We start from the raw sequence: 23415 nt of genomic DNA on the forward strand, positions 1-23415 counted from the left end.
CCGGACGACACGGCGGCCACCGGCCGGACGACACGGCGGCCACCGGCCGGACGACGCGGCGGCCGCGGGACCCTCCGGTCCCGCGGCCGCCGTGGCCGTATTCGCTTGTTCAGTGCCGGGTGTGGCGGGTGCGCCACCAGACGCCTGCCACGACGAGCGCGACGCCCGCCGCGCCGACGATCAGTGGCACCGGGTGTCGCGTCCCCGACTGGACGAAGGTGCGCGCCTGGCGCGGCACGCGGTCCTCGACGGCGTGCCCGGCGTGGGCCGCCCTGTCCTGGGCGACATGCCCGGCGTGCCCCGCGCGCTCCTGCACGGTGTGCCCCGCCTTGAGGGCCTGCTCCTGCATGGTGTGGCCGGCCCTGGCCGCCCGTTCCTGCACGGTGTGTCCGGCCTGTGCGGCGGTGCTGCGCAGCTGCACGGTCATCGCGCCCGCCTTGTCCCTGAGGTCGGCGGCGCGGGCCCGGGCACGGCCCTTGACGTCCACCCTGGCGGCCAGTTCCTCGACGGTGCTGCCGAGCTGGCTTCTGGTGTGCTTGATCTGCTGCCGCAGCTCGTCGGGGCCCTTCGCGCCGCCCCCGCCGGGTCCGCTCCTGTTCGTCATCGGTGAGCCCTTTCCCTGATCTCGTCGACGTCCGCCTTGACGCTGCCGAGCGTCTCCTCGGGTGTGGGTGGTGCGGCGCGCCGCAGCTGGGCGCGGCCCGTCGCGGCGAGTACGGCGGCGACGGTGAAGAGCACCGCCGTGACGATGAGCGCCGCGGCCCACACGGGCAGCGCCAGCGAGAGGGCGGCGGCGGCCGCGGCGGCCAGGCCGAGGAAACCGGCGTAGGCGACGGCGCCCGCCGCGCCCAGCAGTCCGCCGCCGCGTCCGGCCCGCCGCCCCTTCTCGGTCAACTCCTCCTTGGCGAGGGCCACTTCCTGCCGCACGAGGCGGGAGAGCTGTTCGGTGGCCCGGCCGACGAGTTCGCCCACCGAAGCTTGGTGGTCGGCCGTCGGCCGCACGTTCGTGGTCCCGGTCACGGTGTTCCGCCTCCTCTCGGTCCGGAGCATCCGGGTACCCCGGCCGATGACCGTTAAGGGGGCGGTCAGCCCTTCGGGGGACGGTGCGGGCCCCCCTCCCCGCCCCCTGCCCCGTGCTCGCCGAGCCGGGCCAGCTGGGTCTGGAACCAGTCGAGGCGGGCCTGCAACAGGGCGGCCTCCGCCGCCAGTTCGGGTACGCCGAGGCCGTCGGGCCCCGCCGGGCAGTCGTCCGGGGCGGGGCCGGTGCCGCGCGCCACCACCCGCAGCCCGTGCCCGGCGAGCCGCGCGAAGGAGGCGAGCGTGAGGGGCGTACGGTCGCGCAGGCACCGTGGGCAGCACGCGGTCAGGGCGCGCCATCCGGGTCTGCCCCAGCCCGTGTCGGCGAGTGCCACCGGGGGCGCCCCGCAGGCGCAGGGGCCGACGGTGGCGGTGCGCACCCGCTGCCGGGCGTAGCGGAAGCCGCGCTCGAAGCGGATGTAGGCGCCGAGGACGGAGACCTCCAGCAGGACCGCCGCCCGGTGCTCGGTGCTGCACAGCAGAGCCTCGGCGGCCCCGCGGTCGTGCACGCAGTGGAAGCCGCAGTCGCACAGCCGCGCGGGTGGGCGGTGCCGGCGCCCGTAGACGCAGGACGCGTCGTCCAGGACCGCGTACGGGAGCGCGCCGCCGAGCGACACGCCGGTGAACCCGGCCCTGGTGCCGTCCTGGGACAGCACCGGATGGGCGATCTTGTATCCGGTCGGCGGCTCCGCCGGGCGTTCCGTGGGGAGCCGCAGTCTCATCGGGCCGCCGGGGCCTCTTCGGGGGCGGGCGACTGCGGTTCACGGATCACGGTGGGCTTGGGTTCGCGGATCTCCTCGGGGACGTCGAGTTCTTCCTCGTGGACGGGCGGCCGCTCCTCAGCGACTCCGGTGGCCAGTGCCTTGCCGAGCTTCATGGCGCCTCCATGAACTGCCGTCGACTGTCCTCCTGCCCATAGTGACCCATGAGGGGCCGAGTTGGACACAGGGCGTGGTGGGCACCCATCGCCATACCGCAGCAACGCTTATCGATGTCTCGTAGGAGAATTAAGTGGAGCTTCACATTCGTCCTGCCGAGACTACTCCCATGACGACCACACCGGACCACTCCCCGCACATCGCCCCGCGCCCCTTCGGCCGCACCCTCTGCGCGATGATCACGCCCTTCACCCCGGCGGGCACCCTCGACCTGGACGGTGCCCAGCACCTGGCCGAGCGACTGGTGACGGCGGGCTGCGACGGCCTGGTGCTGAACGGCACGTCGGGCGAGTCCCCCACCACGACCGACGCCGAGAAGACGGCGCTCGTCGCGGCCGTCCGGGAGGCGGTCGGCGGCCGGGCGTCGATCGTGGCGGGTGTGGGCACCTTCGACACCCTGCACACCGTGGAGCTGACCCTGGCGGCCGAGAAGGCGGGCGCGGACGGGGTGCTGGTGGTGACGCCGTACTACAGCAGACCGCCGCAGGACGCGCTGGAGGCGCACTTCCGTCAGGTCGCCGACGCGAGCGGCCTTCCGGTGATGCTGTACGACATCCCGGGCCGGACCGGCACCCGCATCGAGCCGGAGACGATGATCCGGCTGGCGGACCATCCCCGGATCGTGGCCGTCAAGGACTGCTCGTACGACTTCCTCGGCACGCAGAAGGTACTGGCCCGCACCGACCTCGCGTACTACACCGGCTGCGACGAGCACGTCCTCGCGCTGTACGCGGTCGGCGCCGCGGGCTGCGTCAGCACGGTCGCGAACGTCGTCCCGCGCCGGATCGCCGACATCCTGGACGCGTTCGACGCGGGCGACACGGCCCGCGCGACCCGGCTCCAGCTGCTGGCGACCCCGCTCATCGAGGCGATGACGGGCGCGGGTCTGCCCGGCACGGTCACCGCCAAGGCCCTGCTGGCCGGCCTCGGCCTGCCCGCGGGCCCGGTGCGGGCCCCGCTCCGGCCCGCCGGCCGGGAGGCGGCCGACGGGTTGCACGCGGTGTACGAGAAGCTCGCGGCGGCCTGACCGTCCCTTGGACTGGAGCGGGGTGAAGCCCCCGAGGGGGGAGAACGCGCGGGCTCAGGAGCTGGGCGCAGACGTGCATGGGCGAGGTCCTCGCGCTCCGCGAGGACTACGACGTTCGCCCGCCGGTCCGGTAGCTCACCGGCCGGCCGGCGCGGCGCGCCCGGCTCTGGCGGCCACCCCCCATGGGAAAGCGCCCTCGCCGGCCGTCCTCGGGCCGCGCAAGGGCGCTTCGTGGTGACCGGCGCCGACAGGTGCCGGCAGCGCGGCACCTGATCAGAGCGTCGATCGGTCGGGCGGCCGCGGGTCACGGCCGCCGTGATCAGTTGTGGCTGTGCAGCACCTCGTTCAGGCCGCCCCAGACCGCGTTGTTCGGGCGGGCCTCGACCGTGCCGGAGACCGAGTTGCGGCGGAAGAGGATGTTGGAGGCGCCGGAGAGTTCACGGGCCTTGACGATCTGGCCGTCGGGCATGGTGACGCGGGTGCCCGCGGTGACGTAGAGGCCGGCCTCGACCACGCACTCGTCGCCGAGGGCGATGCCGACGCCCGCCTCGGCGCCGATCAGGCAGCGCTCGCCGATGGAGATGATCACGTTGCCGCCGCCGGAGAGGGTGCCCATGGTGGAGGCGCCGCCGCCGATGTCCGAGCCGTCGCCGACCACGACGCCCGCGGAGATACGGCCCTCGACCATGGAGGTGCCGAGGGTGCCCGCGTTGAAGTTGACGAAGCCCTCGTGCATGACCGTGGTGCCCTCGGCGAGGTGCGCGCCGAGGCGGACGCGGTCGGCGTCGGCGATGCGGACGCCCTTCGGGACGACGTAGTCCGTCATGCGGGGGAACTTGTCGATCGAGGTCACCTGCAGGTGCAGGCCCTCGGCGCGGGCGTTCAGGCGCACCTTCTCGACGTCGTCCACGGCGACCGGGCCGAGCGAGGTCCAGGCGACGTTGGCCAGGTGGGCGAACATGCCGTCCAGGCTCTGCCCGTGCGGCTTGACCAGGCGGTGGGAGAGCAGGTGCAGGCGGAGGTAGACGTCGTGCGCGTCGATCGGCTTGTCGTCGAGCGAGGCGATGACCGTGCGGACCGCGACCACCTCGACGCCCCGGCGGGTGTCCGGGCCGATCGCCGCGGTCGCGCCGCCGCCCAGCAGCTGCGCGGCCTGCTCGGCGGACAGCCGCTCGGTGCCGGAGGGCCCGGGCTCCTCCGTGAGCTCCGGCGCGGGGAACCAGGTGTCGAGGACGGTGCCGTCGGCGGCGATCGTGGCGAGGCCGGCTGCGACGGCACCGGTGGTGCGTGCGTTCTTGTCGGTCATACGGGCAACCTAACGTGACCGGGGCGTATTGGGCGAACCGCGTCTCATCTGCCGGGCCACGGGTCGCCTCCCCCGGCTCCCCGACCGGTCACGGCGCACCGACTTCCACACCCTGCCCCCGGCTCGCGGTCCGCCGCGCCCCGGAGCAGCGCTCCGAGGTCGTCTCCCCGGTCCCGGCACGCCACCCCAGCGCTCCGGCCGACCGCCGCCGGACACCACCCCGGTGCCCCGTCCTTGCCGTGGGTCCCCACGACGCGATCCCCGGCCGAGCCGGAACGCGTCGACACGGCCGGCGGGCGTCCGAGGGGGCCCCGACGGCCGGCCGCGTCGCGGACCACCGCGCAGTTCCGGCATCCCGGGTGAGATGTGTCGAGAGGGGACGGGGAAGGAAGTGTGAAGCCACACACGGAACATGAGGTTGTTTCAATTTCATGGAAACCGCTCGCCCAAACGTCTCCCGACGACCCGTCGGCTCCACTAGTGTTTCACCCCTCACTTACTTCCCCCTCACACCCCCGGCCGCCGCCCCGCGCGCCGCTGGAGGAACAGCGCATGCAAGAAACCACCCCCCAGCCCCCTCGGAACGAACCCTGGGAGAACGGTTGGGCCCCCGACACGTCCCGGGCTCCCGGAACGCGAAGACTCTGGCTGGCCGGCGGGCTGGCCATCGCCACGATCGTCGCCTGCGTGACGGCGATAGCGGTGAACCGCAACGCCACCGAAGAGCCGTCGGCCAAGGCGCAGTCGCCGTCTCCCGGCGACGACGGACCCGGTCTGCTGTCCTTCGCCTCGCCCTCGGCGAGTACGAAGTCCGCGCCCGGAACGAAGAGCCTTCCGTCGTCGGACACGCCCACCGCCTCGGCGTCGGCGTCGGCCTCCGTCTCGGCCACACCCCACGGCGGCGGCAAGGCGGAGCAGAAGCCCTCTCCCAAGCCGTCGAAGCACTCGGGTTCATCCGGGTCGTCGGGCAAGGACGGCGGTTCGCACGGTTCGACGACGTCGTCCACGTGGAAGTCGGTGCGGTCGGTCAACTACCCGGACCGCTACTGGCACGTCAACGGCGACTACGTGAAGCTCGACCCGGTCGGCTCCGCCTCCGCCCGACGTGACGCCACCTTCGAGGTGGTCAAGGGCCTGGCCAACGCCTCCTGCTACTCGTTCGCCACAGCGGACGGCACCTATCTGCGGCACCGCAACTTCGTGCTCCGCTCCGAACGCAACGACGGCTCGTCCCTGTTCAAGCAGGACGCCACCTTCTGCCCCCGGCAGTCCGCGTACTCCGGCGCGGTGATGCTGGAATCGGTGAACTACCCCGGCCGCTTCCTGCGTCACCAGAACTTCCTGCTCAAGCTGGACGGGTACCAGAACAGCAGCCAGTACTGGGCGGACTCGGCGTTCCAGCTGGTCCACGGGCTCGCCTGAGCACCTGAACACACGGAAGCGGCGGCACCTGCCAGGTGCCGCCGCTTCGCGCGTACCGGGGTTCTCAGACGTTGAAGCCGAGCGCGCGCAGCTGCTCCCGGCCGTCGTCCGTGATCTTGTCGGGGCCCCACGGCGGCATCCAGACCCAGTTGATGCGCAGTTCGCTGACCAGCCCGTCCGTGGCGGACTTGGCCTGGTCCTCGATGACGTCCGTCAGCGGGCAGGCCGCCGAGGTCAGGGTCATGTCGATCGTCGCGATGTTCGCGTCGTCGATGTGGATGCCATAGATCAGGCCGAGGTTGACCACGTCGATGCCCAGCTCGGGGTCGACGACGTCGTACAGCGCCTCGCGGAGTTCTTCCTCCGAGGCCGGCTTCATCTCAGCGGTGTCGGTCATGCCGTCTTCCTTTCGGCGTCGGCCGCGCCACCCAGCGCCTGGGCCGTCGCGTCCTTCCACGCCATCCAGCTCAGGAGGGCGCACTTGACCCGGGCGGGGTACTTGGAGACCCCGGCGAACGCGACCGCGTCCTCCAGGACGTCCTCCATGGCGTCGTCGGGCTCGATCTTGCCCTTGGACTGCATCAGTTCCAGGAAGGTCTCCTGGATCTTCTGCGCATCGGCCAGGTCCTTGCCGACGAGGAGCTCGTTCAGCACGGAGGCCGAGGCCTGGCTGATGGAGCAGCCCTGGCCCTCGTAACTGACGTCCTCGATCGTCGTGCCGTCGTACTTCACGCGGAGGGTGATCTCGTCGCCGCACGTCGGGTTCACGTGGTGAACCTCGGCGTCGCCATCCCGCAAGCCCCGCCCGTGCGGGTTCTTGTAGTGGTCCAGGATGACTTCCTGGTACATCGAGTCCAGCTTCACGGTTTCAGCACGCCCTTCAGCCGAAGAAGTTCCGAACGTGCTCCAGGCCGTCGACCAGTGCGTCGATCTCCGCCGGCGTGGAGTACAGATAGAACGACGCTCGCGTGGTCGCGGGAATTCCGTAACGGAGGCAGACGGGCCGCGCGCAGTGGTGACCGACGCGGACCGCGATGCCCTGCTCGTCGAGGACCTGGCCCACGTCGTGCGGGTGGATGTCGCCCAGCGTGAAGGAGATCGCCGCGCCCCGGTCCTCGGCCGTGGTCGGGCCGATGATCCTGAGGTCGGGAACCTCCGTCAGCTTGCGCACCGCGTACTCGGTGAGCGCGTGCTCGTGGGCGAGGATCCTGTCCATGCCGATCGACGACAGGTAGTCGATCGCCGCGCCCAGACCGACCGCCTGGGCGATCGGCGGGGTGCCCGCCTCGAACTTGTGCGGGGCGGGGGCGTACGTCGAGGAGTGCATCGACACCGTCTCGATCATCTCGCCGCCGCCGAGGAACGGAGGCAGGTCCTCCAGCAGTTCCTGGCGGCCCCACAGCACGCCGATGCCGGTCGGGCCGCACATCTTGTGGCCGGTGAAGGCCACGAAGTCGGCCTGCAGGGCCTGGACGTCCAGCGGCATGTGCGGCGCGGCCTGTGAGGCGTCGACGCAGACCAGCGCGCCGACCTCCTGGGCGCGGCGGACTATCGCCTCGACCGGGTTCAGGGTGCCCAGGATGTTCGACACCAGCACGAAGGAGACGATCTTCGTCTTCTCGGTGATGATCTCGTCGATGTTCGACAGGTCCAGGCGGCCGTCGTCGGTGAGGCCGAACCACTTCAGGCGAGCGCCCGTACGTTGCGCGAGCAGCTGCCACGGCACGATGTTGGAGTGGTGCTCCATCTCCGTGATGACGATCTCGGTGTCCGAGTCCACCCGGTAGGGCTCGTCGGCCCAGCCGAGCATGTTCGCCACGAGGTTGAGCGACTCGGAGGCGTTCTTGGTGAAGATCACCTCGTCGCGGCTCGGCGCGTTGATGAACGCGGCGACCTTGTCGCGCGCACCCTCGTACAGCGCCGTGGCCTCCTCGGCGAGGACGTGCACGCCACGGTGGACGTTGGCGTTGTAGCGCTCGTAGTACTCGCTCAGGGCGTCCAGCACCTGGCGCGGCTTCTGCGAGGTCGCCGCGTTGTCCAGGTACACGAGCTTCTTGTCGTCGTGGACCAGCCGGTCCAGGACGGGGAAGTCCTTGCGGATCGCCTCCGTGTCGAGAAGGCCCGGCAGCTGGGTCACTCGGATGCGCCACCCTTCGTGTATGCCTCGTAGCCCTCGTTCTCCAGCTTGTCCGCGAGCTCGGCGCCGCCGGACTCGACGATCTTACCGCCGGCGAACACGTGGACGTGGTCGGGCTTGATGTAGCGCAGGATGCGCGTGTAGTGCGTGATCAGCAGCGTGCCGACCTCGCCGGACTCGCGGACGCGGTTGACACCCTCGGAGACGACCCGCAACGCGTCGACGTCGAGGCCGGAGTCGGTCTCGTCGAGGATCGCGACCTTCGGCTTGAGCAGCTCGAGCTGGAGGATCTCGTGGCGCTTCTTCTCACCGCCGGAGAAGCCCTCGTTGACGTTGCGCTCGGCGAAGGACGGGTCCATGTTGAGGCGCTCCATGGCCTCCTTGACCTCCTTCACCCAGGTGCGCAGCTTCGGGGCCTCGCCGCGGATGGCGGTGGCGGAGGTGCGCAGGAAGTTGGAGACCGAGACGCCGGGGACCTCGACGGGGTACTGCATCGCCAGGAACAGTCCCGCGCGGGCGCGCTCGTCGACGGACATCTCCAGGACGTCCTCGCCGTCGAGGGTGACGGTGCCGCTGGTGATCGTGTACTTCGGGTGACCCGCGAGCGAGTAGGCGAGGGTCGACTTGCCCGAGCCGTTGGGGCCCATGATGGCGTGCGTCTCGCCCTGCTTCACGGTGAGGTCGACGCCCTTGAGGATCTCCTTCGTGGCGTTGTCGGCCTCGACGGTGACGTGCAGGTCTCGGATTTCAAGCGTTGCCATGGGTGCCTCAGGACTCCTGGGTGAGGGAGGCGCGGACGTCGACGAGGACGCTGCCCCCTTCGATCTTTACGGGGTAAACGGGGACGGGGCGCGTCGCGGGCAGGCTGTCGGGCTTGCCGGAGCGGAGGTCGAAACTCGAGCCGTGCAGCCAGCACTCGATGTGGCAGTCGTCGACCTCGCCCTCGGCGAGCGAGACGTTCGCGTGGGAGCAGATGTCGTAGATCGCGAACACCTCCCCCTCGGTCCGCACGACCGAGATCGGCGTGCCGTCGACCTCCACCCGCTTCGGGGTGTTCTCCTCCAGCTCGCTCAGCTCGCAGACACGTACGAATGCGTCGCTCATGCGACCGACGCCTCCAGCTCTTCCTCGATCTTGGCGAGCAGTCGCTCCTCGATGTCCGCGACACCGATCTGCTGGACCAGTTCGGCGAAGAACCCACGGACGACGAGGCGGCGGGCCTCGTGCTCGGGGATGCCCCGGGCCATCAGGTAGAAGAGCTGCTCGTCGTCGAAGCGGCCGGTGGCGCTGGCGTGGCCGGCGCCGACGATCTCGCCGGTCTCGATCTCCAGGTTCGGCACGGAGTCGACCCGGGCGCCGTCGGTGAGGACGAGGTTGCGGTTCATCTCGTACGTGTCCGTGCCCTCGGCCTTGGCCTCGATGAGCACGTCGCCGATCCACACCGCGTGCGCGTCGGCGCCCTGGAGCGCGCCCTTGTAGGCGACGTTCGACTTGCAGTGCGGGGTGTTGTGGTCGACGAGGAGGCGGTGCTCCTGGTGCTGGCCGGCGTCGGTGAAGTACAGGCCGTACAGCTCGGCCTCGCCGCCGGTGCCCGCGTACTCCACGCGCGGGTGCAGACGGACCACGTCGCCGCCGAAGGTCACGACCACCGACTTGAAGGAGGCGTCCCGGCCGACGAGGGCGTTGTGCTGGGCCACGTGGACGGCCTTGTCGTCCCAGTCCTGGACGGAGACGACGGTCAGCTTGGCGCCGTCGCCCAGGACGTAGTCGACGTTGGCGGCGAGTACGGCGTCACCGGTGTGGTCGATGACGACGACGGCCTCGGCGAAGGCTCCCAGCTCGACGACCTGGTGGCCGTAGGCGGTCCCGCCCTGACCGTGCACGGCGATGCGGATCGGCTCGGTGAGCACCGTCTCCTTGGGGACGGTGACCACGCCGGCCTTCTCGAACGCCGAGTACGCCTGGGCGGCGACACGGTCCACGGGGGTGCCCGCCCTGCCCACACGCGCGTCGTCGCGGCCCACGGTCTCGACGGTCACGCCCTCGGGGGCCTGGACGTCCACCTTCACGCCGTCGCCGGTCGCGACCGCCGTGCCGTCGTGCAGCCCGCGCAGCCGCTCCAGCGGCGTGAACCGCCATTCCTCCTCGCGGCCGTGGGGGACCGGGAAGTCCGCCACGTCGAAGGAGGGGGGCGCGCTCATGCGCGTGGCGACGGTCGACTCGGCGGCCACCGCGATCTGGCCCGCGGTGGTGGACCCCACGGGAATATTCTGGGCCTCAGCCATGGCTGTCGGTCTGCTCTCTTCCTACGTCAGAAATGTGCTGGCTGCTGTCGGGGCCGGGGTCAGCCGACCGCGCCTTCCATCTGCAGCTCGATCAGCCGGTTGAGCTCGAGGGCGTACTCCATGGGCAGCTCCTTGGCGATCGGCTCGACGAAACCGCGCACGATCATCGCCATCGCCTCGTCCTCGGAGAGGCCGCGGCTCATCAGGTAGAAGAGCTGGTCCTCGGAGACCTTGGAGACGGTCGCCTCGTGGCCCATGGACACGTCGTCCTCGCGGACGTCGACGTAAGGGTAGGTGTCGGACCGCGAGATCGTGTCGACGAGCAGCGCGTCGCACAGCACGTTCGACTTGGAGCCCGGGGCCCCCTCACCGATCTCGATCAGACCGCGGTAGGAGGTGCGGCCACCACCACGCGCCACCGACTTGGAGACGATGTTGGAGGAGGTGTTGGGGGCCATGTGGACCATCTTGGCGCCCGCGTCCTGGTGCTGGCCCTCGCCCGCGAAGGCGATGGACAGGGTCTCGCCCTTGGCGTGCTCGCCCATGAGGTAGACGGCCGGGTACTTCATCGTCACCTTGGAGCCGATGTTGCCGTCGATCCACTCCATGGTCGCGCCCTCGTAGGCCACGGCGCGCTTGGTGACCAGGTTGTAGACGTTGTTCGACCAGTTCTGGATGGTCGTGTAACGGCAGCGGGCGTTCTTCTTGACGATGATCTCGACGACCGCGCTGTGCAGCGAGTCCGACTTGTAGATCGGGGCGGTGCAGCCCTCGACGTAGTGCACGTAGGCACCCTCGTCGACGATGATCAGGGTCCGCTCGAACTGGCCCATGTTCTCCGTGTTGATACGGAAGTAGGCCTGGAGCGGGATCTCCACGTGCACGCCCTTCGGCACGTAGATGAAGGAGCCGCCCGACCACACGGCGGTGTTCAGCGCGGCGAACTTGTTGTCGCCGGCGGGGATGACCGTGCCGAAGTACTCCTTGAAGAGCTCCGGGTGCTCCTTCAGCGCGGTGTCGGTGTCGAGGAAGATGACGCCCTGCTCCTCCAGGTCCTCGCGGATCTGGTGGTAGACGACCTCCGACTCGTACTGGGCGGCGACACCGGCGACGAGGCGCTGCTTCTCCGCCTCCGGGATGCCCAGCTTGTCGTAGGTGTTCTTGATGTCCTCGGGCAGGTCCTCCCAGGACTCCGCCTGCTTCTCCGTGGAGCGCACGAAGTACTTGATGTTGTCGAAGTCGATGCCCGACAGGTCCGAGCCCCAGTTCGGCATGGGCTTCTTCCCGAAGAGCTTCAGGCCCTTGAGGCGCAGCTTGGTCATCCACTCCGGCTCGGACTTCTTGCCCGAGATGTCGCGGACGACGTCCTCGTTCAGGCCGCGGCGCGCGGACGCACCGGCCACGTCGGAGTCGGCCCAGCCGTATTCGTACTTGCCCAGGCCCTCGAGTTCGGGGTGAGCAGTCTCCGTGGGGAGAGTCATGCGGGGTTCCTCCCGGCCGTGCTTGCGGATGCGTCAGTGGAAATCTTGGGGATGAACGTCGTGCAGACGCCGTCGCCGTGGGCGATGGTCGCCAGTCGCTGGACGTGTGTTCCGAGCAGCTCGGCGAAGGCTTCGGTCTCCGCCTCGCACAGCTGGGGGAACTGCTCCGCGACATGGGCGACCGGGCAGTGGTGCTGGCAGAGCTGCTCGCCGACCGGTGCGCTGCGCGCCGTTGCAGCGTACCCGTCCGCACTGAGGGCCTTGGCCAGCGCTTCGGCGCGTTTGTCGGGGGTGGCGCTCTCGATCGCCTTGCGGTAGGCGCGCGACTGGGCGGCGATCCGGGCCCGGGCGAAGGCGGTGACCGCCTCCTGCCCACCCTCTCGCTCGGCGATCCAGCGCAGCGCGTCCGTGGCGAGCTTGTCGTACGACTGGTCGAAGGCGTCGCGGCCGCAGTCGGTCAGCGCGAAGACCTTGGCGGGGCGGCCGCGCGTACGCGTGCCGTACACCCGCTGCTCACGTGGTTCGACGACGTCGTCGGCGACCAGCGCGTCCAGGTGACGCCGTACGGCCGCATGGGTGAGTCCCAGCCGCCCGGCCAGCTCGGCGACGGTCGACGGGCCGTGGTCCAGGATGGACCGCGCGACCCGGTTGCGGGTGGACCGCTCCCCGGTCGCGAGCTCCTCCTGAGGGGCCCCCGTGGGGGTCTCCCGAGCCTCGCCGACGTTTTTCACAACGCCATTGTTGCGTAATTCGACGGAGGCAGGCAAGCCACGTCCGGCCGGGCGGGCGGTGCCCTGTGTCACTTAGGCATACCTAATCCGACCTGCGGAAACATCGCGGGCCGGGTAAACCGGTGGCGTGCGCGGTCATGGTCGGAGAGACTGCCGAACCATGCCGACACCCCCTCCCACCGGCCCTCTTGTCACCCGCGACACCGTCCGCGCACAGCTGCGGGCGCTGGGCGTCGAGCCGGGTGCGACCCTCCTCGTGCACTCCTCGCTCAGTTCGCTCGGCTGGGTGTGCGGAGGTGCCGTCGCCGTGGTCCAGGGGCTGCTGGACACCGTCGGCCCGGACGGCACGATCGTCGTCCCCACCCAGTCGGGTGACCTGTCCGACCCGGCGGTGTGGAGCAACCCACCGGTGCCGGAGGCGTGGTGGGAGCGGATCCGGGCCACCATGCCCGCGTACGACCCGCTGATCACCCCCTCCCTCGGGGTCGGCGTGATCCCGGAGACCGTACGGACCTGGCCGGGCGCCCTGCGCAGCGCCCATCCCCAGACCTCCTTCGCGGCGCTGGGAGCGCGCGCCGCGGAGATCGTCGACGGCCACGCCCCCGACTGCCGCCTCGGCGAGCGCAGTCCGCTGGCCCGGCTGGAGGAGCGGGGCGCCCGGGTGCTGCTGCTCGGCGCCGGATACGACGCGTGCACCGGCTTCCACCTGGCCGAGTACCGGATCCCCGCACCACTCGTCCGGGTCGGCCGGCCGGCACCCGGCGGGGGCTGGGAGACGGTGACCGAGGTGTCGATCAGCTCGGAGCGGTTCGACGAACTGGGCCACGACTTCGAGCGGGACCGCCCCGTCCTGCGGGGCAGGGTGGGCGCGGCCGACGTACGCCTGTTCCCCCTGGCGGACGCGGTGGCCTACGCCCAGCGGTGGCTCGCGGTGCACCGCCCCCGGGAGGAGGAGATCCTGCACCCGCCCGCCTGAGGTTCGGCACGCCTACCTAGACTCTGGACCCATGCGAAGTGAGCCCGTGGTCCAGGTCCACGCCTTGGTGCAGCGGTATGGCACGAAGACCGCGGTGGACGGACTCGACCTGGTGGCCCGGCCGGGGGTGACCGCCGTACTCGGACCCAACGGGGCGGGCAAGACGACCACGGTCGAGACCTGCGAGGGGTACCGGAGGCCGGACTCGGGGACGGTGCGGGTCCTCGGCCTCGACCCGGTGCGGGAGTCGGCCGCGCTGCGGCCCCGGATCGGCGTGATGCTGCAGTCCGGCGGGGTGTACTCCGGCGCCCGGGCCGACGAGATGCTGCGCCACGTGGCCAGGCTGCACGCCCACCCGCTGGACGTGGACGCCCTGATCGAACGCCTCGGGCTCGGCTCCTGCGGCCGGACCGCGTACCGGCGGCTGTCCGGCGGCCAGCAGCAGCGGCTGGCGCTGGCCATGGCCGTGGTCGGGCGTCCCGAGCTGGTGTTCCTGGACGAGCCCACCGCCGGACTCGACCCGCAGGCCCGCCGGGCCACCTGGGATCTCGTGCGGGACCTGCGCGCCGACGGCGTCTCCGCCATCCTCACCACCCACCACATGGACGAGGCCGAGCAGCTCGCCGACGACGTCGCGATCATCGACGCCGGCCGGGTCATAGCCCAGGGCTCCCCCGAGGAACTGTGCAAGGGCGGCGCGGAGAACACCCTGCGCTTCACCGGCCGTCCCGGCCTCGACGTGGGCTCCCTGCTGAAGGCCCTCCCGGCCGACTGCACGGCCGCCGAGCTCACGCCGGGCGCCTACCGGGTCGTCGGCAAGGTCGATCCGCAGCTGCTCGCCACGGTCACCTCCTGGTGTGCCCAGCACGGCGTGATGCCGGACCGGATCTCGGTGGAGCGGCACACCCTCGAAGACGTTTTCCTGGAGCTGACCGGCAAGGAGCTGCGCTCATGATTCCGCCCAGCACCGGCTTCGGCCGGGGGTCCGGCCCGCGGCGCAGCCGCAATCAGGTGCAGCGTCCCCCGGGAAGGCACAACCTGGAGCTGACCGGCAAGGAGCTGCGCTCGTGACCACCGCGGGTACCTACACCCCCAAGCCCGGCGCCGCCCCGCTGCCCCGCATGATCGCGGCCCAGGCGGCGCTGGAGACCAGGATGCTGCTGCGCAACGGCGAGCAGCTACTGCTGACGGTCGTGATCCCGACGCTGCTGCTGGTCCTCTTCAGCTCCGTCGACATCATCGACACCGGCGCGGGCAAGGCCGTCGACTTCCTCGCCCCGGGCATCCTCGCTCTCGCCGTGATGTCGACGGCGTTCACCGGGCAGGCCATCGCGACCGGCTTCGAGCGGCGCTACGGCGTGCTGAAACGGCTGGCCTCCTCCCCGCTGCCCCGCTGGGGCCTGATGACCGCGAAGACGGCGTCCGTGCTGGTCACGGAGATCCTCCAGGTGATCCTGCTCACGGTGATCGCCTTCGCGCTGGGCTGGTCCCCGCACGGCAACCCCGCCACCGTGCTGCTCCTGCTGGTCCTCGGCACGGCCGCCTTCTCCGGGCTGGGCCTGCTGATGGCGGGCACGCTGAAGGCGGAGGCCACGCTGGCCGCCGCCAACCTGGTCTTCCTGCTGCTGCTGGTCGGCGGCGGGGTGATCGTCCCGCTGGACAAGTTCCCCTCCGGCGTCCGGGACGCGCTCGGGCTGCTGCCCGTCTCGGCGCTGTCCGACGGGCTGCGGGACGTGCTCCAGCACGGGGCCGGCGTACCGTGGGGCGACCTGGGGATCCTGGGCGTCTGGGCGGTCGTGGGGCTGGCGGCGGCCGGAAAACTGTTCCGGTGGGAGTGACCCTCGTGAATACATGCACAAGCGGCGGCCTACGATGGTGAGCGTGCCAAAGCTGACCCCTGCCGACGTCCAAGCGGCGTTGCGCAACCCGCTCTCCTTCATCGCCGCACGCTGGACGCCGGACCCCAGAACGGTCCGGCGGGCGGCGCTGGCCGCCCTCGTGATGTCGGTGGTCATCGTGGTCACCGGCGGCGCCGTGCGGCTGAGCGGCTCCGGCCTGGGCTGCCCGACCTGGCCCACCTGCACCGACGACTCGCTGACCACGACCCGTGCGATGGGTTTCCACGGCGTCGTCGAGTTCAGCAACCGCATGCTGACGTACGTGCTGTGCGCGGCCGTCGGCTGGGCGATCATCGCCGCGCGCTCGCAGAAGCCGTGGCGGCGCGGCCTGACCCGGCTCGGGTGGGCCCAGTTCTGGCTCGTCATGGGCAACGCGGTGCTCGGCGGCATCGTGGTCCTGGTCGGCCTCAACCCGTACACCGTCGCCGCGCACTTCCTGCTCGCCCTGGCGCTCATGGCGGTGGCCACGGTGATGTGGCAGCGCACCCGCGAGGGCGACGGGGCGCCGCGCCCGCTGGTCGGCAAGGCGGTCCAGCAGCTGGTCTGGTTCCTGGTCGCCGCGTCCGTGCTGCTCATCGCGGTCGGCACCGTGGTGACCGGGGCGGGCCCGCACGCGGGGGACTCCAGCGAGGTCAAGCGGATCCCGATCGACTGGGAGACCGTCGCCAAGCTGCACGCGGTCCTCGCCTGGATCGTGGTGACGCTCACCTTCGCCCTGTGGTTCGTGCTGAAGGCGGTCGACGCGCCCAAGGAGCCGTCGGCCCGTACGCGGGACCTGTTCCTGATCCTGCTCGGGCAGGGCGTCATCGGGTACGTCCAGTACTTCACGCACCTGCCCGAGGCCCTGGTCGGTCTGCACATGTTCGGCTCGTGCCTGGTGTGGATCGGGGTGCTGCGGGTGCTGCTGGCGCTGCGCGAGCGGCCGGAGGCCGTGGCGGACGTGCCCGGTCCCACGGGCGCCGAGACGACGGTCGGCACACCCGCCTGAGTCGGCCGTATATCCGCCCGAGTCACCCGTACGTCGCGACCAGCCCGTCGATCGCCGGGCCCAGGTAGCCACGCGTGAGTTCCGCCCGCCGGGCCGTCCACTCCTGGGTGGGCGCCGGTGCCGACCGTTCGTACCGCCGGCGGGTGATGTCCTCCACCACCTCCCCCGGCGCGCCGAGGCCCGGCAGCAGTTCCAGGGCCTCCCGCTTCGAGATCAGCCGGCCGTCGCGGAGCGTGGCGGTCGCCCTTGCGAAGGTCAGCAGACCCAGGTCCACCCAGATGTCCTGCCGCCACAGGCGGGCCTTGTCCACCGCGGGCCGCCAGTAGTCCCGCTGGTCGCGTACGACGAAGTCGGTGAGCCGGCCGTCCGGGACCGGCGGGAGCAGCCCGGCCGGGGAGGCGCCGTGCAGCACCAGGCCGAAGGCATGCAGCTCACGCCGGGTGACAGGGGTGACCGGCCGCCGCATCACATGGTCGTGCGCCCAGGTCAGGTGCGAGCGCGCCGGGTCGGCCAGTGTGTCCGGCGTGAGATAGCTGCAGTGCAGCCCGGCCGCCAGCGGATCGGCACGCAGACGGCGGTGCAGCGTGACGGTCCGGCGTACGGTGCCGAGCCCGACGGGCCCCGGCAGCACCGCGATCAGGTCCAGGTCGCTGCGGCCCTCCTGGTAGTCGCCCCCGGCGAGCGAGCCGTGCGCCCAGACGGCGACGGGGTGCAGGACGGCCAGCGCGTCGAGGAACCGGTCGAGCAGGGCGCCGGTCGGTAACGGATACGGATCATGGGTCGGCATCCGCCCAGTCTCCACAGCTCACCCCAGTCCGTAAACCCGGCGGGCGTTCCCCGCCGCCACCATCCGGGCCACCCGCTGCGCGTCCCCCAGTGACCAGGCGCCCTCGGACACCCAGGCGCCCAGCACCCGGGCGAGGGACTCGCGGAACAGGCCGGCCGCCACGACGTGCAGTTCGGGCAGGCCGTGGGCGCCGCTGGAGAACAGGATCTTTCCGAAGGGGGCCAGTTCCAGGACCTCCGCGAGGATCGTCGCGGCCCGGGCACCGGTGCGCACCAGGGCGGCGCCGGAGTCGGCGTAGACATGCGGGAAGACGCCCGCGAGGTGGGCGGCGTGGCGGTGGTACGGGTAGCCGTGCAGCAGGACGAGGTCGGTGCCGAGGCCCGCCGTGGCCCGAGCGAAGTCGGTCAGCAGGGCCGGGTCGGTGCGGTCGGCCCGCACGCCCGGTTCACCGAGCCCGGCGTGCAGCTGGAGCGGCAGGCCCGAGGCGACCGCGATCCACAGCAGGTGCCGCAGCAGGACCGGGTCGCTCAGCTCGCCACCGACCCGTCGCCCGGCCAGCCAGCGGCCCGCCGCGCCGCGCACCTCCCCCGGCCCCGGCGGCTCGGGCGCCAGCGACAGCCCGTGCCGTACGCCCGCCACCGAGGTGAAGGCCACGGCGTGCGCGGCGGCGCCGTGCACCGACTCGGCGAGGTTGGCGAGGAACGACTCGACGGTGCCGGAGGTGTCCGCGACCTGCTCGGCCAGGAGTTCCAGACGGACGATCTCGCGGGCGTCGGCGTCTCCCGCCGACGCCATCTCGGCGGGACCGGTCAGGTCGCCCGGCAGGCCGGTGTCGACCAGGTAGGTGGTGATGCCGCTGCCGCTCAGCAGACGGCGGCCGACCTCCAGTACGCCGAGTTCACGGCGCCGGGCGAGATAGCGGGCGGGCGGACAGTGCGGCTCCAGGCCCAGCAGCGGGGGGCACCAGCGGCGAACGGCGAACCCGGTCTGCGTGTCGAAGAGCGTGGTTCCGGGCGCGGGCGGTCCCTCGGTGCGGGCCAGCTGGGCCTCGAACGTGCCGAGTCCCAGCTCCGCGCGCAGGACGCCGTGGCAGTACTGGTCCACCAGCGACGGCGTTTCGATCATCCGGGTTCTCCGTGACTGGGCCTCGTCCTCCTTGAGGTCCTAACGGGTGAACCCGGTGCGAGGTGTTGCTAGGTCGTGTCCGCAAAGTCCCTCCCCCAGCCTTCGGCCGGGAGGTGCCCCCAGCCCCGCGACGCCTGGCACGCTCCCCCAGCCTTCGGCCGGGGGGACCCCCAGAGCACGCACCAGACGCCGCGGGGCCCGCCCTCCGGGCGGACGACGGGACTTTGCGGACACGACCTAGGAGTTGCTCGGCCCGCCCACCTGGATCCCGGCCATGCGCGCCCACTCGTACGGGCCGGTCCTCACCTTGCCGGCGAACTCGCCGTCGAACGCCTCGTGGACGGTGATGCCGGCCTTCCGCACGGCCTGCTCGGCGATGGCGTGGTCGGGAGCGACCAGGTCACCCCAGCCGCCGTCCTCGCCGACGAGCACGATCCGGGCGCCGCGCTCACCGATGTGGGCCACCTGACCCTCGGCACCGCCGTGCGCCTTGGCGAAGGCGTCGATCTGCCGGGCGAGCCTCGCCACCTTGCGCTCTGCCTTGGGGTCAACCTGCTGCGTGTCTGCCATGACCAGGATGCTACCGACGGGTAGATCAAACGGCGACGGGCGGGTTGCGTGGCCTTGACCACGCAACCCGCCCGCGCCGGAGAACGGAGGGGGTCACCTCAGGAAGGGGTCCACCGCGATCGCCACGAACAGGATCGACACATAGGTGATCGACCAGTGGAACAGGCGCATCTCCTTGAGCTTCGCGCCCGTCACCTCGGCCTTGGCGCGGTTCTGCAGCGCGTGCGCCTCCCACAGCCAGAAGCCGCCCGCGACCAGCGCGACCGCCGTGTAGAACCAGCCGGTGTAGCCGAGCGGCGTCAGCAGCAGCGAGACGGCGACCATGACCCAGCTGTAGAGGACGATCTGCCTGGCGACGACCTTGTTGGAGGCGACGACCGGCAGCATCGGCACGCCCACGCGCGCGTAGTCCTCCTTGACCTTCATGGACAGCGGCCAGTAGTGCGGCGGCGTCCAGAAGAACATGACCAGGAAGAGGATGACGGGCGCCCACGACATCGAGTTGGTGACGGAGGACCAGCCGATCAGCACGGGCATGCAGCCCGCGATGCCACCCCAGACGATGTTCTGCGACGTACGCCGCTTGAGGATCATCGTATAGACGACGACGTAGAAGAGGAGCGCTCCGAGTGCCAGCCAGGCCGACAGCCAGTTGACGGTGAAACCGAACAGCAGCGTCGAGACGACCGCCAGCGAGATGCCGAAGGCGAGGCACTCACGGGGGCTGACCATGCCGGTGACCAGCGGGCGCTGCGACGTGCGGTCCATGAGCGCGTCGATGTCGCGGTCTATGTACATGTTCAGCGCGTTGGCGCCGCCCGCGGAGAGGTAGCCGCCGACGCAGGTCAGCACCACCAGACCCAGGTCCGGCACGCCCTGCTGCGCCAGGAACATCACCGGAACGGTGGTGATGAGCAGCAGCTCGATGATCCGCGGCTTGGTCAGCGCCACGAAAGCCTTGACACGGGCCCCGAACGGCCGGTGGCTCGGGCTCCGGCTCGCACCGAGCACACCCGGTGGACGGGATTCGACGGCCGTCACGCACACCCCTGACAGAGACATCCCAGCGAGCCCCCCGGTTGTGAACCAGCGGTAAGGACTCGCGCGTACCACGCCACTTTAGACGTTGCCCAGACCCGGACATTCGCGGGGGTGGGTTCGTGTTCGCGGGGGCATCCGGTGTACGTACCACTACTCGATTGAGCAGTCAGATGAGCGGCTGCGTATTCATGTGCCCGATGCCGTTCCGGCCAGTCGGCGGGCGGATCGCCACCCGGCCCGGCAGTCTGGAACGGGTCGAAAAAACGCACGTACTCACAGGGGTAGGCTCGACAGCGGCCGGTGGGCATCCAGTGCACCGGCAGCCGGTGGGCGCGCGCCCAGAACACCGGTATTCGATCATGTGGAGAGGAGCCCTGACTCAGGGTGAGCACCAAGCCGACCACAACAGACCTCGAGTGGACCGAGTTGGACCAGCGGGCCGTCGACACCGCTCGTGTCCTCGCCGCCGACGCCGTACAGAAGGTCGGCAACGGCCATCCCGGTACGGCCATGAGCCTGGCGCCCGCCGCGTACACCCTCTTCCAGAAGGTGATGCGGCACGACCCCGCCGACCCCGACTGGGTGGCGCGCGACCGCTTCGTGCTGTCCGCCGGTCACTCGTCCCTGACCCTCTACACACAGCTCTTCCTGGCCGGCTTCGGCCTGGAACTGGAGGACCTGGAGTCCTTCCGCACCTGGGGCTCGAAGACCCCGGGCCACCCGGAGTACGGGCACACCAGGGGCGTCGAGACGACTACCGGCCCGCTCGGCCAGGGCGTCGCCAACGCGGTGGGCATGGCGATGGCCGCCCGCTACGAGCGCGGCCTGTTCGACCCGGAGGCCCCGCAGGGCGAGTCGCCCTTCGACCACTTCGTCTACTGCATCGCCGGTGACGGCTGCCTCCAGGAGGGCATCTCCGCGGAGGCGTCCTCCATGGCCGGCCACCAGAAGCTCGGCAACCTGGTCCTGCTGTGGGACGACAACCACATCTCGATCGAGGGCGACACCGAGACGGCCGTCTCCGAGGACACCGTCAAGCGGTACGAGGCCTACGGCTGGCACGTGCAGCGTGTCGCGCCGAAGCCGGACGGCGACCTGGACCCGCACGCGATCTACAACGCGATCGAGGAAGCCAAGAAGGTCACGGACCGGCCGTCCTTCATCGCGATGCGCTCGATCATCGCCTGGCCCGCCCCGAACGCGCAGAACACCGAGGCCGCCCACGGCTCGGCGCTCGGCGACGACGAGGTCGCGGCCACCAAGCGTGTCCTCGGCTTCGACCCCGAGAAGAGCTTCGAGGTCGCCGACGAGGTGCTCGCGCACACCCGCCGGGCCCTCGACCGCGGCCGCGAGCTCAAGGCGGAGTGGGAGAAGTCGTTCCAGCTGTGGCGTGAGAACAACCCCGAGCGCGCCGCCGACTTCGACCGCATCGCCGCGGGCGAGCTGCCCACCGGCTGGGAGGAGAAGCTCCCGGTCTTCGAGCCCGGCAAGGGCGTCGCGACGCGTGCCGCGTCCGGCAAGGTGCTGCAGGCGCTCGGCGCCGTCATCCCCGAACTGTGGGGCGGCTCCGCCGACCTGGCCGGGTCGAACAACACCACCATCGACAAGGGCAGCTCCTTCCTGCCCGAGGGCAACCCGCTGCCGGAGGCGAGCCCCTACGGCCGCACGATCCACTTCGGCATCCGCGAGCACTCGATGGCCGCGGAGATGAACGGCATCACGCTGCACGGCAACACCCGCGTCTACGGCGGCACCTTCCTGGTGTTCTCCGACTACATGCGCAACGCCGTGCGTCTGTCGGCCCTGATGCACCTGCCGGTGACGTACGTGTGGACGCACGACTCCATCGGTCTCGGCGAGGACGGCCCCACCCACCAGCCGGTCGAGCACCTGGCCTCGCTGCGTGCCATCCCGGGTCTGAACGTGGTGCGTCCGGCGGACGCCAACGAGACCGCGATCGCCTGGCGCGAGATCCTCAGGCGCTGGACCAAGGAGTTCGGCAAGGGCCAGCCGCACGGACTGGCGCTGACCCGCCAGGGCGTGCCGGTGTACGAGCCCAACGACGACGCCGCGCGCGGCGGTTACGTCCTGTTCGAGGCCGACGGCGGTGACGCCCAGGTCGTGCTGATCGCCACCGGTTCCGAGGTGCACGTCGCCGTGGAGGCGCGCGAGCAGCTGCAGGCCGAGGGGATCCCCACGCGGGTGGTGTCCATGCCGTCCGTGGAGTGGTTCGAGCAGCAGGACCAGGGGTACCGGGACAGCGTCCTGCCCCCGTCCCTGAAGGCACGTGTAGCGGTGGAAGCCGGTATCGGTCTGACCTGGCACAAGTACGTCGGGGACGCCGGCCGCATCGTTTCCCTGGAGCACTTCGGCGCTTCAGCCGATGCCAAGGTCCTGTTCCGCGAGTTCGGCTTCACTGCCGAGAACGTGGCCGCCAAGGCCCGGGAATCCCTCGCTGACGCCCAGCGCTGACGCTCACATACGACCTGTAGGGAGATGTAATTCCATGACAGACGCACTCAAGCGCCTCTCCGAAGAAGGCGTCGCGATCTGGCTGGACGACCTGTCGCGCAAGCGGATCACGTCCGGCAACCTCGCCGAGCTGATCGACCAGCAGCACGTCGTGGGCGTCACCACCAACCCGACGATCTTCCAGAAGGCGATCTCGCAGGGCGACGGCTACGACCAGCAGCTGTCGGACCTCGCCGCCCGCAAGGTGACCGTCGAAGAGGCCATCCGCATGATCACCACGGCGGACGTCCGCGACGCCGCCGACATCCTGCGCCCGGTCTTCGACGCCACGGGCGGGCAGGACGGCCGGGTCTCCATCGAGGTGGACCCGCGCCTGGCGCACAACGAGAAGGCGACCGTCGCCGAGGCCCGGCAGCTTGCCTGGCTGGTCGACCGCCCGAACACCCTGATCAAGATCCCGGCCACCATGGCGGGCGTCCCGGCGATCAGCGACACCATCGGCAACGGCATCAGCGTCAACGTCACGCTGATCTTCTCGCTCGAGCGCTACCGGGCCGTCATGGACTCGTACCTCTCGGGCCTGGAGAAGGCCAAGGAGCGCGGCCTGGACCTGTCCAAGATCCACTCCGTGGCGTCCTTCTTCGTCTCCCGCGTGGACACCGAGATCGACAAGCGGCTGGACGCGCTGGGCACCGACGAGGCCAAGGCGCTGCGCGGCAAGGCCGCCGTCGCCAACGCCCGCCTCGCCTACCAGGCGTACGAGGAGGTCTTCTCCTCGGACCGCTGGGCCGCGCTGGAGCGGGCGGGCGCCAACAAGCAGCGTCCGCTGTGGGCGTCGACCGGTGTGAAGGACCCGGCGTACCAGGACACCATGTACGTCACCGACCTGGTGGCGCCGAACACGGTGAACACCATGCCGGAGGCCACGCTGGAGGCCGTCGAGGACCACGGCGAGATCACCGGCAACACCGTCGCCGGCAGCTACGAGCAGGCGCGTGCCGACCTGGACGCCCTGGAGAAGCTCGGGATCGCGTACGACGACGTGGTCCAGGTGCTGGAGGATGAGGGCGTCGAGAAGTTCGAGGCGTCCTGGAACGACCTGCTCAAGTCCACGGAGGCGGAGCTGCAGCGCCTCGCTCCCTCGGAGGGCTGAA

General features: G+C 70.8%; 25 protein-coding genes. 8 read left to right on the forward strand and 17 right to left on the reverse strand.

Going from position 1 to position 23415, the window contains the following annotated elements:
• Positions 1-109: 109 nt before the first annotated feature.
• From ACWC21_RS03530 to ACWC21_RS03545, 4 genes are all read right to left on the reverse strand, one after another.
• On the reverse strand, positions 110-604 hold the full coding sequence (locus tag ACWC21_RS03530; RefSeq protein WP_450877712.1) for a DUF3618 domain-containing protein: 495 nt from the start codon (positions 602-604) through the stop codon (positions 110-112).
• On the reverse strand, positions 601-1020 hold the full coding sequence (locus ACWC21_RS03535) for a phage holin family protein (protein WP_450877714.1): 420 nt from the start codon (positions 1018-1020) through the stop codon (positions 601-603). Before ACWC21_RS03535 ends, ACWC21_RS03530 begins: the two co-directional genes overlap by 4 nt.
• 65 nt (positions 1021-1085) lie before the next feature.
• Positions 1086-1799: a hypothetical protein gene (locus ACWC21_RS03540; protein WP_450877716.1), complete on the reverse strand. Its 714-nt coding sequence runs from the start codon at positions 1797-1799 to the stop codon at positions 1086-1088.
• Positions 1796-1954: a hypothetical protein gene (locus tag ACWC21_RS03545; protein WP_450877718.1), complete on the reverse strand. Its 159-nt coding sequence runs from the start codon at positions 1952-1954 to the stop codon at positions 1796-1798. The genes ACWC21_RS03540 and ACWC21_RS03545 overlap by 4 nt, the downstream gene beginning before the upstream one ends.
• 170 nt (positions 1955-2124) lie before the next feature.
• On the opposite strand from ACWC21_RS03545, the gene dapA reads away from it, so the two are divergent.
• Positions 2125-3042 carry a 4-hydroxy-tetrahydrodipicolinate synthase gene (dapA, locus tag ACWC21_RS03550; RefSeq protein ID WP_450877719.1) on the forward strand — a complete coding sequence of 306 codons (918 nt, stop codon included), beginning with the start codon at positions 2125-2127 and terminating at the stop codon, positions 3040-3042.
• A gap of 319 nt (positions 3043-3361) precedes the next feature.
• Here the strand turns inward: dapA and dapD are convergent, their stop codons facing one another.
• Positions 3362-4348 (reverse strand): 2,3,4,5-tetrahydropyridine-2,6-dicarboxylate N-succinyltransferase, encoded by a 987-nt coding sequence (gene dapD, locus ACWC21_RS03555; protein ID WP_450877721.1) that lies wholly within the window; start codon positions 4346-4348, stop codon positions 3362-3364.
• A gap of 552 nt (positions 4349-4900) precedes the next feature.
• On the opposite strand from dapD, the gene ACWC21_RS03560 reads away from it, so the two are divergent.
• On the forward strand, positions 4901-5770 hold the full coding sequence (locus tag ACWC21_RS03560) for an AbfB domain-containing protein (protein ID WP_450877723.1): 870 nt from the start codon (positions 4901-4903) through the stop codon (positions 5768-5770).
• A 64-nt stretch (positions 5771-5834) separates the two neighbouring features.
• On the opposite strand, the gene ACWC21_RS03565 is transcribed toward ACWC21_RS03560, so the two are convergent.
• From ACWC21_RS03565 to ACWC21_RS03600, 8 genes are read right to left on the reverse strand one after another with little or no spacing between them, the layout of a single operon-like run.
• A complete protein-coding gene (locus ACWC21_RS03565; protein ID WP_116151812.1) occupies positions 5835-6167 on the reverse strand; it encodes a metal-sulfur cluster assembly factor in 333 nt (110 codons plus the stop codon).
• Positions 6164-6634, reverse strand: a complete 471-nt coding sequence (gene sufU, locus ACWC21_RS03570; RefSeq protein ID WP_450877726.1) for a Fe-S cluster assembly sulfur transfer protein SufU — start codon at positions 6632-6634, stop codon at positions 6164-6166. The genes ACWC21_RS03565 and sufU overlap by 4 nt, the downstream gene beginning before the upstream one ends.
• A 16-nt stretch (positions 6635-6650) precedes the next feature.
• Entirely contained in the window at positions 6651-7907 is a 1257-nt protein-coding gene (locus tag ACWC21_RS03575; protein WP_450877728.1) for a cysteine desulfurase, read from the reverse strand.
• Complete coding sequence (gene sufC / locus ACWC21_RS03580; protein ID WP_450877730.1) at positions 7904-8668, reverse strand: Fe-S cluster assembly ATPase SufC; 765 nt, start codon at positions 8666-8668, stop codon at positions 7904-7906. Before sufC ends, ACWC21_RS03575 begins: the two co-directional genes overlap by 4 nt.
• Positions 8669-8675: 7 nt before the next feature.
• Entirely contained in the window at positions 8676-9011 is a 336-nt protein-coding gene (locus ACWC21_RS03585; RefSeq protein ID WP_450877732.1) for a non-heme iron oxygenase ferredoxin subunit, read from the reverse strand.
• Positions 9008-10192, reverse strand: coding sequence for a Fe-S cluster assembly protein SufD (sufD, locus tag ACWC21_RS03590; RefSeq protein ID WP_450877734.1), 1185 nt, complete (start codon positions 10190-10192; stop codon positions 9008-9010). Before sufD ends, ACWC21_RS03585 begins: the two co-directional genes overlap by 4 nt.
• Before the next feature lie 59 nt (positions 10193-10251).
• Positions 10252-11673, reverse strand: a complete 1422-nt coding sequence (gene sufB / locus ACWC21_RS03595) for a Fe-S cluster assembly protein SufB (protein WP_388789053.1) — start codon at positions 11671-11673, stop codon at positions 10252-10254.
• Positions 11670-12404 carry a helix-turn-helix transcriptional regulator gene (locus ACWC21_RS03600; RefSeq protein WP_450877736.1) on the reverse strand — a complete coding sequence of 245 codons (735 nt, stop codon included), beginning with the start codon at positions 12402-12404 and terminating at the stop codon, positions 11670-11672. The genes sufB and ACWC21_RS03600 overlap by 4 nt, the downstream gene beginning before the upstream one ends.
• A 160-nt stretch (positions 12405-12564) precedes the next feature.
• Between ACWC21_RS03600 and ACWC21_RS03605 the strand changes: the two genes are divergently transcribed.
• The 4 genes from ACWC21_RS03605 (at position 12565) to ACWC21_RS03620 (ending at position 16266) form a co-directional block, all read left to right on the forward strand.
• A complete protein-coding gene (locus tag ACWC21_RS03605; RefSeq protein ID WP_450877738.1) occupies positions 12565-13380 on the forward strand; it encodes an aminoglycoside N(3)-acetyltransferase in 816 nt (271 codons plus the stop codon).
• Positions 13381-13411: 31 nt separating this feature from the next.
• Complete coding sequence (locus ACWC21_RS03610) at positions 13412-14335, forward strand: ABC transporter ATP-binding protein (RefSeq protein WP_450877740.1); 924 nt, start codon at positions 13412-13414, stop codon at positions 14333-14335.
• 166 nt (positions 14336-14501) lie between these two features.
• Positions 14502-15218 carry an ABC transporter permease gene (locus ACWC21_RS03615; protein ID WP_450878260.1) on the forward strand — a complete coding sequence of 239 codons (717 nt, stop codon included), beginning with the start codon at positions 14502-14504 and terminating at the stop codon, positions 15216-15218.
• A gap of 34 nt (positions 15219-15252) precedes the next feature.
• Positions 15253-16266 carry a COX15/CtaA family protein gene (locus ACWC21_RS03620; RefSeq protein ID WP_450877742.1) on the forward strand — a complete coding sequence of 338 codons (1014 nt, stop codon included), beginning with the start codon at positions 15253-15255 and terminating at the stop codon, positions 16264-16266.
• A 22-nt stretch (positions 16267-16288) separates the two neighbouring features.
• Here ACWC21_RS03620 and ACWC21_RS03625 read toward each other — a convergent pair whose 3' ends face one another.
• The 4 genes from ACWC21_RS03625 to ACWC21_RS03640 all read right to left on the reverse strand — a co-directional run bounded on the left by ACWC21_RS03625 (position 16289) and on the right by ACWC21_RS03640 (position 19795).
• Positions 16289-17053, reverse strand: coding sequence for a nucleotidyltransferase domain-containing protein (locus ACWC21_RS03625; protein ID WP_450877744.1), 765 nt, complete (start codon positions 17051-17053; stop codon positions 16289-16291).
• Positions 17054-17071: 18 nt separating this feature from the next.
• Complete coding sequence (locus ACWC21_RS03630) at positions 17072-18178, reverse strand: amidohydrolase family protein (protein ID WP_450877746.1); 1107 nt, start codon at positions 18176-18178, stop codon at positions 17072-17074.
• 237 nt (positions 18179-18415) lie between these two features.
• Positions 18416-18748, reverse strand: a complete 333-nt coding sequence (locus tag ACWC21_RS03635) for a hypothetical protein (protein ID WP_450877748.1) — start codon at positions 18746-18748, stop codon at positions 18416-18418.
• Positions 18749-18841: 93 nt separating this feature from the next.
• Entirely contained in the window at positions 18842-19795 is a 954-nt protein-coding gene (locus ACWC21_RS03640; protein WP_450878262.1) for a heme o synthase, read from the reverse strand.
• 378 nt (positions 19796-20173) lie between these two features.
• Between ACWC21_RS03640 and tkt the strand changes: the two genes are divergently transcribed.
• Positions 20174-22261, forward strand: a complete 2088-nt coding sequence (gene tkt, locus ACWC21_RS03645; RefSeq protein WP_450877750.1) for a transketolase — start codon at positions 20174-20176, stop codon at positions 22259-22261.
• Positions 22262-22295: 34 nt separating this feature from the next.
• Complete coding sequence (gene tal / locus ACWC21_RS03650; protein ID WP_450877752.1) at positions 22296-23414, forward strand: transaldolase; 1119 nt, start codon at positions 22296-22298, stop codon at positions 23412-23414.
• Position 23415: the final 1 nt, after the last annotated feature.

The sequence above is a fragment of the Streptomyces sp. NPDC001348 genome (genome assembly GCF_053597535.1).

Excerpts from the sequence above, each read along its gene's own strand:
- ACWC21_RS03560 (WP_450877723.1), top strand. The coding sequence starts at position 4,901 with ATGCAAGAAACCACCCCCCAGCCCCCTCGGAACGAACCCTGGGAGAAC.
- ACWC21_RS03610 (WP_450877740.1), top strand. The coding sequence starts at position 13,412 with ATGCGAAGTGAGCCCGTGGTCCAGGTCCACGCCTTGGTGCAGCGGTAT.
- ACWC21_RS03605 (WP_450877738.1), top strand. The coding sequence starts at position 12,565 with ATGCCGACACCCCCTCCCACCGGCCCTCTTGTCACCCGCGACACCGTC.
- sufC (WP_450877730.1), bottom strand. The coding sequence starts at position 8,668 with ATGGCAACGCTTGAAATCCGAGACCTGCACGTCACCGTCGAGGCCGAC.
- ACWC21_RS03585 (WP_450877732.1), bottom strand. The coding sequence starts at position 9,011 with ATGAGCGACGCATTCGTACGTGTCTGCGAGCTGAGCGAGCTGGAGGAG.
- ACWC21_RS03615 (WP_450878260.1), top strand. The coding sequence starts at position 14,502 with ATGATCGCGGCCCAGGCGGCGCTGGAGACCAGGATGCTGCTGCGCAAC.
- dapA (WP_450877719.1), top strand. The coding sequence starts at position 2,125 with ATGACGACCACACCGGACCACTCCCCGCACATCGCCCCGCGCCCCTTC.
- ACWC21_RS03620 (WP_450877742.1), top strand. The coding sequence starts at position 15,253 with ATGGTGAGCGTGCCAAAGCTGACCCCTGCCGACGTCCAAGCGGCGTTG.
- sufB (WP_388789053.1), bottom strand. The coding sequence starts at position 11,673 with ATGACTCTCCCCACGGAGACTGCTCACCCCGAACTCGAGGGCCTGGGC.
- sufD (WP_450877734.1), bottom strand. The coding sequence starts at position 10,192 with ATGGCTGAGGCCCAGAATATTCCCGTGGGGTCCACCACCGCGGGCCAG.
- ACWC21_RS03625 (WP_450877744.1), bottom strand. The coding sequence starts at position 17,053 with ATGCCGACCCATGATCCGTATCCGTTACCGACCGGCGCCCTGCTCGAC.
- ACWC21_RS03540 (WP_450877716.1), bottom strand. The coding sequence starts at position 1,799 with ATGAGACTGCGGCTCCCCACGGAACGCCCGGCGGAGCCGCCGACCGGA.
- ACWC21_RS03530 (WP_450877712.1), bottom strand. The coding sequence starts at position 604 with ATGACGAACAGGAGCGGACCCGGCGGGGGCGGCGCGAAGGGCCCCGAC.
- tal (WP_450877752.1), top strand. The coding sequence starts at position 22,296 with ATGACAGACGCACTCAAGCGCCTCTCCGAAGAAGGCGTCGCGATCTGG.
- ACWC21_RS03545 (WP_450877718.1), bottom strand. The coding sequence starts at position 1,954 with ATGAAGCTCGGCAAGGCACTGGCCACCGGAGTCGCTGAGGAGCGGCCG.
- ACWC21_RS03635 (WP_450877748.1), bottom strand. The coding sequence starts at position 18,748 with ATGGCAGACACGCAGCAGGTTGACCCCAAGGCAGAGCGCAAGGTGGCG.
- ACWC21_RS03565 (WP_116151812.1), bottom strand. The coding sequence starts at position 6,167 with ATGACCGACACCGCTGAGATGAAGCCGGCCTCGGAGGAAGAACTCCGC.
- dapD (WP_450877721.1), bottom strand. The coding sequence starts at position 4,348 with ATGACCGACAAGAACGCACGCACCACCGGTGCCGTCGCAGCCGGCCTC.
- ACWC21_RS03630 (WP_450877746.1), bottom strand. The coding sequence starts at position 18,178 with ATGATCGAAACGCCGTCGCTGGTGGACCAGTACTGCCACGGCGTCCTG.